Genomic DNA, 12,387 nt, shown 5'->3' with positions numbered 1-12,387 from the left:
CTCGACCCGGCTGCCCGCGCCGAGCTCAAGACGCTCAGCAAGGACAACGCCGAGTGGGTCGCGAAGCACCTCGTCATGGCGGCGCTGCTCGTCGACGAGGACCCGGAGACGGCCAACCTCCACGCCCTGAGCGCTGCGCGTCGGGCCGGCCGTGTGGCGGTCGTCCGCGAGACCGCGGCGATCACCGCCTACCGGACGGGCGACTTCGCCACGGCGCTCCGGGAGCTGCGCACCTACCGTCGCATCTCCGGCAAGAACGACCAGCTGCCGATGATGGTCGACTGCGAGCGGGGTCTCGGACGTCCGGAGCGGGCGCTCGAGCTCGGCCGGTCGGTGGACCGCGCCGCGCTGGACACGGCGGTGCAGGTGGAGCTCGCGATCGCGATGTCCGGCGCCCGGATCGACCTGGGCAACCCGACGGCCGCGCTCGGCGAGCTCGAGATCCCGCAGCTCGACCCGACCACGGCGTACAGCTGGTCGCCGGCCCTCTACAGTGCTTACGCGGCCACGCTCGAGGAGCTCGGCCGCCAGGACGAGGCCGACGAGTGGTGGGCGCGGGTCGACCGGGCTGCCGCCGCCCTGGCCGAGATCGCCGACGAGAACGCATGGGAGACTGTCGATGTGGTCGAGGAAGAAGTCGAAGGACACGACGAGCACGACGCCGTCGTCGGTGACGAGTCCGTCGCCGGTGACGAGCACGGGACCGGAGCGCTCGACGACACCGACCAGCTCGGCGACGACGTCGACCCCGACGACGACCTCGGCGAGATCGACGACGACAACCCCCGCGACGTCGACGGCTCCGCAGCCGACTGACGTCCCGAGGCCGCCGACGGACGGTGTGGACGTCGTCCTCACCGACCTCGACGGTGTCGTGTACCGCGGACGCAACGCGATCCCGCACGCTGTCGAGGCCCTGACACGGGCGTCGCTGACGGCTCGGGTCGGCTACATCACGAACAACGCCTCTCGTCGGCCGTCCGACGTCGCGGAGCACCTCGAGGGCTACGGCCTCGAGGTGACCGCCGACGACGTCGTGACCTCGTCGCAGGCGGGCGTGCGGCTGCTCGAGACGCTGGTGCCGGCCGGGTCCACCGTGCTGGTCACCGGCGGCCTCGGGCTGACGAGCATCGTCGAGGAGGCGGGCTTCACCGTGACGACGAGCGCCGACGACGCTCCGGCAGCGGTCATCCAGGGGTTCTCGCCGGACCTCGGGTGGACGCACCTGGCCGAGGCCTCCTTCGCCCTCGCCGATCCGGACGTGCCCTGGGTGGCGACGAACATGGACTGGTCGATCCCGGTCGAGCGTGGCATCGCGCCCGGCAACGGCACGCTCGTGTCCGCGGTGCACCAGGCCGTCGGGCGGATGCCGGTGGTGGCGGGCAAGCCGGAGCGACCGATCTTCGACGCCGCGATCGCCCGCTTCGGCGGCGAGCACCCGCTGTTCATCGGCGACCGGCTCGACACGGACATCAAGGGCGCGAACGACGCCGGCATCCCGAGCGTGCTCGTACTGACGGGCATCGACCAGGCGAAGCAGGTGCTCGCGGCCGACCAGCGCTCGCGTCCGACGTACGTCCTGCAGGACCTCCGTGGGCTGTCCGAGCCGTACCCGGTGACGGTGCGGCGGCAGGACCCGGACGGCACCCGGTACGTCACGGTCGGCGGCGCCACGGTCGCGATGCACGGGCACGTCGTCCGGGTGCTCGACAGCGGGACCCCGATCGACCTGCTCCGCGCCGGAGCGGCGCTGATCTGGGAGTCCGGACTGGCGATCTACGGCCTCGACGTCGACCCGAAGCTGTACGGCGGCGAGTAGCGTGACCGACGTGCCCCACCCGCAGCAGCCGCCCGAGCAGGAGCAGGGTGAGCAGCAGCAACCGGGCGAGCAGCAGCAGCCGGGCGAGCACCGACTGCCCGCGCAGCAGCCGGATGGCTTCGCGGAACGCACCGCGGCTGCCGAGGCGCTGCCCCTGCCCGAGCGCGCCGACGCCTTCGCCGCGCTGCACGACGACCTGCGCACCCGCCTCGAGAGCGGCCAGGCACCGCAGGGGCACAGCTCGGGTCGCGCTGCCGGCGCCACGCAGGTGTGGGGGAGCGGACGAGGAGACGGCGGTGCCGGTGCCTGAGCACGACGAGGCCCGCCCGGTCCGGTTGGACGCACTGCTCGCCGCCCGCGGGCTGGTCAGGTCACGGACCGCCGCGGCGAAGCTGGTCCAGGCCGGCCGCGTGACGGTCGGGGGCACGGCGGTCGTGAAGCCGTCGGCCCCGGTCGCGCCGGACGCCGAGCTCGTCGTCGACACCGAGGACGAGTGGGTGTCGCGTGCGGCGCGGAAGCTCGTCCGTGCCCTCGAGGCCTTCGACGTCGACCCGAGCGGGCGCGTCGTGCTCGACGTGGGCGCCAGTACCGGAGGATTCACGCAGGTGCTGCTCCACCACGGAGCCGCCCGCGTCGTCGCCCTCGACGTCGGGCACGGTCAGCTCGACCCGGTGGTCGCCATCGACGAGCGGGTGCGTGTGGTCGAGGGGTGCAACGCCCGTGACCTCACGCCGGACACCTACGCGGCGCTCGACGACGCAGCGCCCCGCACGAGCCTGGTCGTCGGGGACCTGTCCTTCATCTCCCTGCGCATCGTCCTGCCCGTGCTGGCGGCCGCCGTGCCCGCGGACGACTTCGTGCTGCTCGTGAAGCCGCAGTTCGAGGTCGGCCGTGGTGGGGTGCGGGAGGGCATCGTGCGCGACCCCGCCCTGCGGAACGACGCGCTCATGAACGTGCTCTGGTCGGCGTGGGACGCGGGCCTCGGGACGGTCGGGCTGACCGCATCGCCGATCGTCGGCACGCACGGCAACCACGAGTACCTCGCGCACTTCCAGCGTGGTGTCGGGGGTCATCCGGCAGGATGGGGGAACCCGACAGCGTGGATCGGTCGGGCCACCGAACTCACCGAAGGGGCTGCATGAGCGACGACGACCGGCACATCCTGCTCGTCTCCCACACGGGCCGACAGGACTCCATCGACGCCGCCGTCGAGGTCTGCGACCTGCTGCACGCCGCCGGACTCACCCCGGTGATGCCGTTCGACGAGTACGCCGACGTCCGGCGGGCCGAGGCCTCGGTCGGCCAGGTCGACATCCTGGGGGTCGACGTGCAGGCCGACGCCCTCGAGATCGTCATCGTCCTCGGCGGGGACGGCACAATCCTCCGTGCCGCCGAACTCGTGCGGGGGACGCGCGCCCCGATCGTGGGCGTGAACCTCGGACACGTCGGCTTCCTGGCCGAGAGCGAGCGCGACGGGCTGCGGGCCACGGTCGAGCGTGCCCTCGTCGGCGACTACAAGGTCGAGGAGCGTGTGACGCTCCAGGTCGACGTGGTCGTCGGGCACGAGGTCGTCTACTCCTCGTGGGCGCTGAACGAGGCGACGATCGAGAAGGCCTCCCGCGAGCGCATGCTCGAGGTCGTCACCGAGGTCGACGGTCGGCCGCTGTCGTCCTTCGGCTGCGACGGCGTCGTCGTCGCCACCCCCACGGGGTCCACGGCCTACTCGTTCTCGGGCGGCGGCCCGATCGTCTGGCCGGACGTCGACGCCCTGCTCATGGTGCCGCTCAGCGCGCACGCCCTGTTCTCGCGTCCGATCGTCGTCGGGCCGGACTGCACCCTCGCGATCGAGGTACTCCGGCGCACGAGCGGCGTCGGTGTCCTGTGGTGCGACGGCCGTCGCACCCACGACCTGCCGCCGGGTGCCCGGGTCGAGGTCCGTCGATCGCCCGACCCCGTCCGGGTCGCCCGGCTGAAGGACGCGCCCTTCACCGACCGGCTGGTCGCCAAGTTCCAGTTGCCCGTCGCGGGTTGGCGCGGTCCGGCGACCGAGGACGACGCATGATCGAGGAGATCGTCATCTCCGACCTCGGCGTCATCGGCGAGACCACGCTCGAGCTCGGACCCGGCTTCACCGTCGTCACCGGCGAGACCGGTGCGGGCAAGACCATGATCGTCACGGCGCTCGGGCTGCTGCTCGGTGCCCGGGCGGATGCCGGCTCCGTGCGCCGCGGCGCCTCCAGCGCGGTGGTCGAGGGGCGTTGGCACGTCCCGGACCACGCCGCCGTCGCGGAGCGTGTCGAGGACGCGGGCGGGACCGTCGAGGACGGCGAGCTCATCCTGACCCGCACGGTCTCGGCGGAGGGCCGCAGCCGTGCGACGGTCGGTGGCCGCAGTGCCCCGGTCGCGGTGCTCGGCGAGCTCGCCGACCAGCTGGTGACCGTGCACGGGCAGTCGGACCAGATCCGCCTGACGTCGGCCTCGGCGCAGCGCGCCGCCCTCGACGGCTTCGGCGGCAGGGCCGTGCAGCGGGCACTCGGTGCCTACGTCGCCGCCTACGACACCTGGCAGGCGCACGCCGGCGAGCTGGAGACGCTCGTGCGGGACCGCGACGACCGCGTCGCCGAGGCCGAACGCATCCGCGCCGCGTCGGACGAGATCGAGTCGGTCGACCCGCAGCCCGGCGAGGACGTCGAGCTCGCCGAACGCGCCGAACGCCTCGGCAACCTCGAGGAGCTCCGCCTGGCCGCCGGCACCGCCCACGAGGCACTGTCCAGCGAGTCCCTCGACGGGGTCGCCGACGTCGTCGGACTGGTCGAGGCGGCACGCCGGGCCGTCGAGCGCGTCGCCGGGTCCGACCCGGCCCTCCAGCCCGTGCTCGAGCAGCTGACCGAACTCGGGATCCAGGCCTCGGACGCATCCGCCGGCCTGTCCAGCTACCTCGGCTCGTTGGAGCCGGACGCCGGGCACGACCTCGAGCTCGTCAACGAACGCCGGGCACTCCTGGCGAACCTGACGCGCAAGTACGGCGAGACGGTCGACGACGTGATCGCGTACGGCCAGCGGGCGAGCGACCGGTTGCTGGAGCTGGACGGTGACGACGACCGCATCGTCGCGCTGCAGCAGAGCGTCGAGCAGGACGAGCAGGCCCTCGCGCAGACGGCCGCGGCGCTGACCGCGGCCCGCACGAAGGCCGCGGGCGACCTCGCGAAGCGGGTCACCGCGGAACTCCGGACGCTGGCGATGGCCGGCGCGACCCTGGTGGTCGAGGTCACCGACGGCGGCGAGTACCGCCGGCACGGGCGCGACCAGGTCGCGATCCTGCTCCAGCCGCACTCCGGCACCGACCCCCGCCCGATCGGCAAGGGCGCGTCCGGCGGTGAGCTCTCGCGCGTGATGCTCGCGATCGAGGTCGTCATGGCCGGCAGCACGACCGTCCCGACCTTCGTGTTCGACGAGGTGGACGCCGGCGTCGGCGGAGCCGCGGCGATCGAGATCGGTCGGCGGCTCGCGAAGCTCGCCGAGCGGACACAGGTCATCGTCGTCACGCACCTCGCCCAGGTCGCCGCGTTCGCGAACAACCACCTCAACGTCGTCAAGGACGCCAGCGGCGCCGTGACCTCGTCGAGCGTGCGCCGGCTCGAGGGCGAGGACCGGCTCCAGGAGATGGCCCGCCTGCTCTCCGGCCTGGGCGACAGCGCGAGCGGCATCGAGCACGCGCGCGAACTCCTCGACGTCGCCGGCCAGCGCGCCTAGGCAACGTTCCGGCCTGGAGGCACGCCCCGCCCCGTCCCTCCGCCCTCGTCCGCGACACGCAACGAAGGCGGCTCCGCGCAGCGGTACAGCGCTGCGCACAGTCGCCGACGTTGCGTCCTGCGGGGACGGCGGGGGTGACCGGTCGGCGGGCGCAACGCCCGCGGCGAACGCGGGTCGCGCCTCCCGGCAGTTCTGACGTACGATGGAACCCCGTGGCGGACACTCTCAGCGGCGGAACCAATTCTTCGACCTCGACCCCGAAGGTCACGAAGCAGATCTTCGTGACCGGCGGGGTCGTCTCGTCCCTCGGCAAGGGCCTGACGGCGGCCAGCCTCGGCAACCTGCTCACGGCGCGCGGCCTCAAGGTCGTCATGCAGAAGCTGGACCCGTACCTCAACGTGGACCCGGGCACGATGAACCCGTTCCAGCACGGCGAGGTCTTCGTGACCGACGACGGTGCCGAGACGGACCTCGACATCGGGCACTACGAGCGCTTCCTCGACATCAACCTGTCGCAGGCCGCGAACGTCACGACCGGTCAGGTGTACTCCAGCGTGATCGCCAAGGAGCGTCGCGGCGAGTACCTCGGCGACACCGTCCAGGTCATCCCGCACATCACCGACGAGATCAAGCGTCGGATGCGCGAGCAGGCCGAGAACGACCCGCAGCCCGACGTCATCATCACCGAGGTCGGCGGCACGGTCGGTGACATCGAGTCCCAGCCGTTCATCGAGTCCGCCCGCCAGGTCCGCCACGAGCTCGGCCGCAACAACGTGTTCTTCGTGCACGTGTCGCTCGTGCCGTTCATGAGCGCCTCGGGCGAGCAGAAGACCAAGCCGACGCAGCACTCCGTCGCCGCGCTCCGCTCGATCGGCATCCAGCCGGACGCCCTCGTGCTCCGCTCGGACCGCCCGGTGTCGGAGTCGAACAAGCGCAAGATCGCCCTCATGTGCGACGTGGACGAGGACGCCGTGGTGAACGCCGTCGACGTCCCCTCGATCTACGACCTGCCGACGCTGCTGCACGACCAGGGTCTCGACCAGGTCATCATCGACGCGCTGAAGCTCGACGCGCACGACGTCGACTGGTCCGCGTGGAACCCGGTCCTCGACGCGGTACACGAGCCGAAGAAGCACGTCACGATCGCGCTGGTCGGCAAGTACATCGACCTGCCGGACGCCTACCTGTCGGTCACCGAGGCCCTGCGCGCCGGTGGCTTCGCCCACAACGCCAAGGTCACGCTGAAGTGGGTCGTGTCCGACGACTGCACGACGCCCGAGGGCGCCGCGAAGCAGCTCGGTGACGTCGACGGCATCTGCGTCCCCGGCGGCTTCGGAGTCCGCGGCATCGAGGGCAAGCTCGGCGCGCTCAGGTTCGCGCGTGAGCAGGGCATCCCGACGCTCGGCCTGTGCCTCGGCCTGCAGTGCATGGTCATCGAGTACGCCCGCCACGAGGCCGGCCTGACCGACGCGTCGAGCACCGAGTTCGACCCGGAGACCTCGACGCCGGTCATCGCGACCATGGCGGAGCAGGTCGACATCATCGCCGGTGGCGACATGGGCGGCACGATGCGCCTCGGCCTGTACCCGGCGCACTTCACCGACGGGTCGCTCGCGGCCGAGCTCTACGGTGCGTCCGAGGCCTCGGAGCGCCACCGTCACCGCTACGAGGTGAACAACACCTACCGTCAGCAGATCGCGGACGCCGGCCTGGTGTTCTCGGGCACCTCGCCCGACGGCACCCTGGTCGAGTACGTCGAGCTGCCGCGCGACGTGCACCCGTTCTACATCGCCACGCAGGCACACCCGGAGCTGCGCTCGCGTCCGACGAACGCGCACCCGCTGTTCGCCGGGCTGGTGGACGCGGCGATCGCGCGCCACGAGGCGTCCAGCCTGTTCGACCCGGCCGAGGAGTCGGCGGAGGTCGTCGCGTAACGCGCGCTGTCGCTCAACGCGCGTTGTCGCTGACGGGAGGCGCGGTGCCAGCTGGCACCGCGCCTCCCGTCCGTCCCGGGGAGGGCTGACGGAGCCGCGTGCCAGGATGGGCTGGTGACTGCCGCTGACGCACCGATCGCCGACGAACACGCCTCGTACGAGGTCACCGACTCCACCGTCGTGTACGAGGGTGCCGTCTGGGACGTCCGCCGTGACCACGTCGACTACGACGGGCACGACATGGTCCGCGAGTACATCGACCACACGGGCGCCGTCGCCGTCTTCGCGGAGGACGACGAGGGCCGCGTGCTCGTCATCCAGCAGTACCGCCACCCCGTGCAGCTGCGCGACTGGGAGCTGCCGGCCGGGCTCCTCGACCACGAGGGCGAGGACCACCTCACCGCCGCGCAGCGGGAGCTCGGGGAAGAGGCCGACCTCGAGGCGGACCACTGGGAGCCCCTCGTCCGGTACAACACCTCGTCGGGCGGCAGCGACGAGTTCATCCAGGTCTACCGGGCCCGTGGGGTCCGTGCGACGGCGTCCGCGTTCGAGCGTGAGGCCGAGGAGGCGGACATCGTGACCCGATGGGTGCCGCGGGCGGAGCTCGTCGAGGGGATCCTCGCGGGCCGCCTGCAGAACTCGGCGCTCGTCGTCGCGACCCTCGCGGTCGATGCGATCGAGCGGGGCGCGGTCGAGCGCGGCGCGGTCGAGCGGGGCGCGGTCGAGCGGGACGCGACGGCGTGACGGCCGACAGCGGGCTCGGTGCCCTGCTGCGGGACGGGCTCTGGACGCACGAGCCCGTCGCCGTCGAACCCGTCGTCGACCGCGCCGCCCTGCTCGTGACCGCGGAGGAGGGCAGCGATGCCTGGCGGACGACCTCGTACGGGTTCGTCCACGACTCGGAGCACGCGCTCCTCCGACCCACCGACGGCGCGTTCGCCGTGGAGGTCTCGTTCGTCCTCGACTTCGCGGAGCAGTTCGACCAGGCCGGGGTGTTCCTGCGGGTCGACGAGCAGGAGTGGGTGAAGGCGGGCGTGGAGTTCTCCGACGGGCTGCCGCAGGTCGGGGCCGTCGTGACGCACGGGACGTCCGACTGGTCCGTCGCGCCCGTGCCGTCCTGGACCGGGCGGGTCGTGACGGTGCGCGCGAGCCGCTCCGGTGACGCCGTGACGATCCGGGCCTGGGCCGACGGCGAGGAGCCTCGGCTGGTGCGGGTCGCGCACCTCGACCCGGACGCCGTCGTGTCGGCCGGCCTGTTCTGCGCCGCACCCACCCGGGCCGGGCTCACGGTGACCTTCACCGCCTGCCGCTTCGGCGAGCCGGACGCCGGGCTGCACTGACGACCTGCGCAGGGCGGTCCCGCACTAGTTTTGTCGGGTGATCCCCCTCGACCGTGCCACCGACACCTACCTGCGGCACGTCGCCGTCGAGCGGGGACTGTCGCAGCACACGGTGGCGGCCTACCGGCGGGACCTGGCGGTCTTCGCGGAGTGGCTCGCCTCGACGCCGGCGGTCGACTCCGCGGGCGCGGACCGGGCTGGGGGAGCGGAGGCGCTGACGGACGTCGCACGCCTCGCCCGCGCGGACGTCGCCGGGTTCGTCACGCACCTGACCTCGCGACCGGAGCAACCGCTCGCGCCCCGGTCGGTCGCCCGGATGCTCAGCTCGGTGCGGTCCTTCACCGCGTTCGCGGCCGCCGAGGGCTGGCTGCCGCTCGACCCCGCCACGGCCGTCCGGCCACCGAAGGCGCCGTCACGGCTGCCGAAGGCGATCTCGGTGCACGACATGGAGCGACTGCTCGGCGCCGCGGGTTCGGCGGACGACGACCCCGTGCAGCTGCGGGACCGGGCGCTCCTCGAGCTGCTCTACGCCACGGGCGCGCGCATCTCCGAGGCGGTCGGGTTGTCGGTGGACGACGTCGCGACGCTGTCCGACCCCGAGGACGACGAGGGCGACGGGCTCGCGGTCGTGAAGGTCACCGGCAAGGGGAACAAGCAGCGCATCGTGCCGCTCGGCAGCTTCGCGCGGGCCGCGGTCGACGCGTACCTCGTCCGGGCCCGGCCGGTGTTCGCGGCGCGTGGGCCGTCGACACCGGCGCTGTTCCTCGGCGCTCGGGGCGCACGGCTGTCGCGGCAGAGCGCCTGGCTCGTGATCCAGGCGGCGGCGGAGCGGGCCGGACTGGCGGCGCACGTGTCCCCGCACACGTTCCGGCACTCGTTCGCGACGCACCTGCTCGAGGGCGGCGCGGACGTGCGCGTCGTGCAGGAGCTGCTCGGGCACGCGAGCGTCGCGACGACGCAGATCTACACGCTCGTCACGGCCGACATGCTGCGCGACGTCTACCAGACGGCGCACCCGCGGGCGCGGCGGTAGCGCTGCGCCCGGGCGGGGCCGGGGCCGGCCGGGCGGGGCCGGAGGCGGGGTCGGGGTGACGTGCGGCGCGACGTGCTCGGGCACAACCGGAAGCACGTCGCGCCATGAAGAACCCTGGCGCGACGTGTTTCCCGTGGTGCGGCGCGCCGAGCGCCGCGGGCGCGGCGGTAGCGCTGCGGCCGGCCTGCCTGCCTGCCGGCCTGCCGGCCGGCCGGCCGGGCGGCCGACCGGGGCCGGAGGCGGGGCCGGAGGCAGGGCCGGGGTGACGTGCGGCGCGACGTGCTCGGGCACAACCGGAAGCACGTCGCGCCATGAAGAACCGTGGCGCGACGTGCTTCCCGTAGTGCCGAGCGCCGAGCGCCGCGGGCGCGGCAGCTCCGCCCGCAGCGCTCAGAACAGGTGGAACTGCGCGGACGCAGCGACCACGCCCGTGGCGACCGCGACCACGAGGGCGCTCGCCGCGGCGCTCCGCCACAGCGCCCGCCAGCCGCCGGTCGCGCCGGGACGCACGATCGCGAGGACGCCCGTGACGACGGCCAGCGTGCTCGCGATGCCGACCGGGTTCCAGACGATCGACACGACCGCGAGCAGGACCGCCACGAGCGCCGCCGCCCCGACCCGCTGCACGGACCCGCCGGACGCCCAGGACCCGGTGCGCACCGCTGCGCCCTCGACGGAGAACGACGGCCCGACCGGTGCGACGACGACCGGTGCGACGGGCTCCTGCCGTGCCGGGAGCACCCGCGTCGCCCCGCCCCACGCGTGACCGTCCCACCACCGGAGGCGGTGGGCGTCCTGGGGGTCCGGGAACCAGCCGGCGGCCGGCAGCGTCACGGGGTGCTCCTCGCGGGTGCGGTGGATGGTGCACCTCGACGCTACGCAGCCGGGAGGCACGGCCACAGTCCCACAGCGGGTGTCGGCAACAAGGGGGACCGGTCGCACCTGCGCTACGGTCGTGCGGTGATCACCGCCGACGCCGAGACCCTGTCCGCCTTCTGGGCCGCCCGCCGCGACGAGGCACCGGAGCTGCCCGAGGCCGTGCCGGAGGCGTGGGCGTTCGGCGCGACGCCGGACCACGCCGACGGACTGCTCGACCTGGTGCTCCGCGGGATCAAGGACGGCACGGCGTCGTCGATGTGGGACTACGAGGCGACGGGCGACCCGCTGCCCGAGGTCGGCGAGCTCTCGGTGATCCTGGACGGTCGCGGCGAGCCCCGGGCCGTGATCGAGACGACGGACCTGCGGGTCGTCCCGTTCGACCAGGTCGGCGAGGAGCACGCCCGCGCCGAGGGCGAGGGGGACCGCACCCTCGCGCACTGGCGTGCGGTGCACGAGCGCTACTGGCGTGAGCACTCCGAGAACCCGCGCGGGTACGAACCGGACATGCCGGTGCTGTGCGAGCGCTTCCGCCTGCTCTGGCCGGAAGCGCCCGCGGGGGCGTGAGCCGGACGACCCGACCTACGCGGGGACGGTCGCGGCGTCGACCTCGTCCATGACGGCCTTCGTCGCTGCGAGCAGCCGGGCGTTGAAGTCCACGCCGAGCTGGTTCGGCACGGTGACGAGCACGGTGTCGGCAGCCCGGACCGCGGCGTCGGCGGCGAGTTCGGCGACGAGCTGCTCCGGCTCCCCGATGTAGGACCGACCGAAGCGGGCGAGCCCGCCGTCGAGGTGCCCGACCTGGTCCTGCCCCTCGACCTGTGCCCGCACGCCGAAGTAGTGCCGCGACTCGTCGTCGGTGATCGGGATGATGCTGCGCGACACCGAGACCCGGGGCGTCCGCTCCCAGCCCATCTCGCGCCACGTCGTCCGGAATCGCTCGATCTGCTCGGCCTGCAGCTGGTCGAACGGCACGCCGGTGTCCTCGGTGAGCAGGGTCGACGACATGAGGTTCATGCCCTGCTCGGCCGTCCACTCGGCGGTCGCGCGGGTCCCGGCACCCCACCAGATCCGGTCGGGCAGCGAGTCCGACAGCGGGGACACCGACAGCGACCCGGCCGACCCGGTCATCTGCGGGTTCGCGTGTGCCATCGGCTCGCCGGCGATCGCACGACGGAACACGTCGGTGTGGGAGCGCGCCATGTCGCCGCCGTTGGTGTCGTGCGCCTCGGGCACGTAGCCGAACTGCTGGTACCCGGCGAGGGCGGTCTCGGGTGACCCCCGCGAGACACCGAGCTGCAGTCGGCCTCCCGAGATGAGGTCGGTGGCCGCGGCTTCCTCGGCCATGTAGAGCGGGTTCTCGTAGCGCATGTCGATCACGCCGGTGCCGATCTCGATGCGGCTGGTCCGGGCGGCGATCGCCGAGAGCAGGGGGAACGGCGCCGCCTGCTGCGGAGCGAAGTGGTGCACGCGGAAGTACGCGCCGTCGACGCCCGCTTCCTCGGCCGCGACGGCGAGGTCGATCGCCTGCACGAGGGCCTCGCGGCCGCTGCGCACACGCGAGCCCGGCACGTCGCGCCAGTGCCCGAAGGACAGGAACCCGATCTTCGTCATGCCGATGCGAACGCATGC

13 protein-coding genes are annotated in these 12,387 nt (G+C 73.1%); 11 read left to right on the top strand and 2 right to left on the bottom strand.

The annotated features are described in order from the left end of the window. Positions 1–75: 75 nt before the first annotated feature. The 10 genes from NI26_RS16660 (at position 76) to NI26_RS13585 (ending at position 9,879) form a co-directional block, all read left to right on the top strand. On the top strand, positions 76–816 hold the full coding sequence (locus tag NI26_RS16660; protein ID WP_066656394.1) for a hypothetical protein: 741 nt from the start codon (positions 76–78) through the stop codon (positions 814–816). A 25-nt stretch (positions 817–841) separates the two neighbouring features. Continuing rightward, positions 842–1,819 carry an HAD-IIA family hydrolase gene (locus NI26_RS13625; protein WP_066656392.1) on the top strand — a complete coding sequence of 326 codons (978 nt, stop codon included), beginning with the start codon at positions 842–844 and terminating at the stop codon, positions 1,817–1,819. Positions 1,820–1,829: 10 nt separating this feature from the next. Next, positions 1,830–2,129: a hypothetical protein gene (locus tag NI26_RS17220; protein WP_235426377.1), complete on the top strand. Its 300-nt coding sequence runs from the start codon at positions 1,830–1,832 to the stop codon at positions 2,127–2,129. Next, a complete protein-coding gene (locus tag NI26_RS13615; RefSeq protein ID WP_235426376.1) occupies positions 2,116–2,961 on the top strand; it encodes a TlyA family RNA methyltransferase in 846 nt (281 codons plus the stop codon). The genes NI26_RS17220 and NI26_RS13615 overlap by 14 nt, the downstream gene beginning before the upstream one ends. Next, a complete protein-coding gene (locus NI26_RS13610; protein WP_066656388.1) occupies positions 2,958–3,881 on the top strand; it encodes an NAD kinase in 924 nt (307 codons plus the stop codon). The genes NI26_RS13615 and NI26_RS13610 overlap by 4 nt, the downstream gene beginning before the upstream one ends. Continuing rightward, on the top strand, positions 3,878–5,572 hold the full coding sequence (gene recN / locus NI26_RS13605) for a DNA repair protein RecN (protein WP_066656385.1): 1,695 nt from the start codon (positions 3,878–3,880) through the stop codon (positions 5,570–5,572). Before NI26_RS13610 ends, recN begins: the two co-directional genes overlap by 4 nt. Before the next feature lie 212 nt (positions 5,573–5,784). Then, the gene (locus tag NI26_RS13600) at positions 5,785–7,506 is read left to right on the top strand and encodes a CTP synthase (RefSeq protein ID WP_066656378.1); all 1,722 of its coding nucleotides are present in this window, start codon (positions 5,785–5,787) and stop codon (positions 7,504–7,506) included. Between the two features lie 114 nt (positions 7,507–7,620). Further along, complete coding sequence (locus tag NI26_RS13595) at positions 7,621–8,250, top strand: NUDIX domain-containing protein (RefSeq protein WP_066656376.1); 630 nt, start codon at positions 7,621–7,623, stop codon at positions 8,248–8,250. Then, positions 8,247–8,846: a DUF1349 domain-containing protein gene (locus NI26_RS13590; protein WP_066656372.1), complete on the top strand. Its 600-nt coding sequence runs from the start codon at positions 8,247–8,249 to the stop codon at positions 8,844–8,846. The genes NI26_RS13595 and NI26_RS13590 overlap by 4 nt, the downstream gene beginning before the upstream one ends. 40 nt (positions 8,847–8,886) lie before the next feature. Then, complete coding sequence (locus tag NI26_RS13585; protein WP_066658700.1) at positions 8,887–9,879, top strand: site-specific tyrosine recombinase XerD; 993 nt, start codon at positions 8,887–8,889, stop codon at positions 9,877–9,879. Between the two features lie 390 nt (positions 9,880–10,269). Here the strand turns inward: NI26_RS13585 and NI26_RS16960 are convergent, their stop codons facing one another. Next, on the bottom strand, positions 10,270–10,713 hold the full coding sequence (locus NI26_RS16960) for a DUF2510 domain-containing protein (RefSeq protein ID WP_066656369.1): 444 nt from the start codon (positions 10,711–10,713) through the stop codon (positions 10,270–10,272). 129 nt (positions 10,714–10,842) lie between these two features. On the opposite strand from NI26_RS16960, the gene NI26_RS13575 reads away from it, so the two are divergent. Next, complete coding sequence (locus NI26_RS13575) at positions 10,843–11,322, top strand: ASCH domain-containing protein (protein ID WP_066658698.1); 480 nt, start codon at positions 10,843–10,845, stop codon at positions 11,320–11,322. Between the two features lie 15 nt (positions 11,323–11,337). On the opposite strand, the gene NI26_RS13570 is transcribed toward NI26_RS13575, so the two are convergent. Then, on the bottom strand, positions 11,338–12,369 hold the full coding sequence (locus NI26_RS13570) for an LLM class flavin-dependent oxidoreductase (protein ID WP_400430339.1): 1,032 nt from the start codon (positions 12,367–12,369) through the stop codon (positions 11,338–11,340). Between the last annotated feature and the right edge of the window lie 18 nt (positions 12,370–12,387).

Source organism: Curtobacterium sp. MR_MD2014, assembly GCF_000772085.1.
Classification (GTDB): domain Bacteria; phylum Actinomycetota; class Actinomycetes; order Actinomycetales; family Microbacteriaceae; genus Curtobacterium.
Note: the sequence above shows the minus strand (reverse complement) of the source record. Positions and strands in the feature narration are given on the sequence as shown.

Coding starts and splice junctions, on each gene's coding strand:
- NI26_RS16660 (WP_066656394.1), top strand. CDS start 76: ATGGCGGCGCTGCTCGTCGACGAGGACCCGGAGACGGCCAACCTCCAC.
- NI26_RS13610 (WP_066656388.1), top strand. CDS start 2,958: ATGAGCGACGACGACCGGCACATCCTGCTCGTCTCCCACACGGGCCGA.
- recN (WP_066656385.1), top strand. CDS start 3,878: ATGATCGAGGAGATCGTCATCTCCGACCTCGGCGTCATCGGCGAGACC.
- NI26_RS13570 (WP_400430339.1), bottom strand. CDS start 12,369: ATGACGAAGATCGGGTTCCTGTCCTTCGGGCACTGGCGCGACGTGCCG.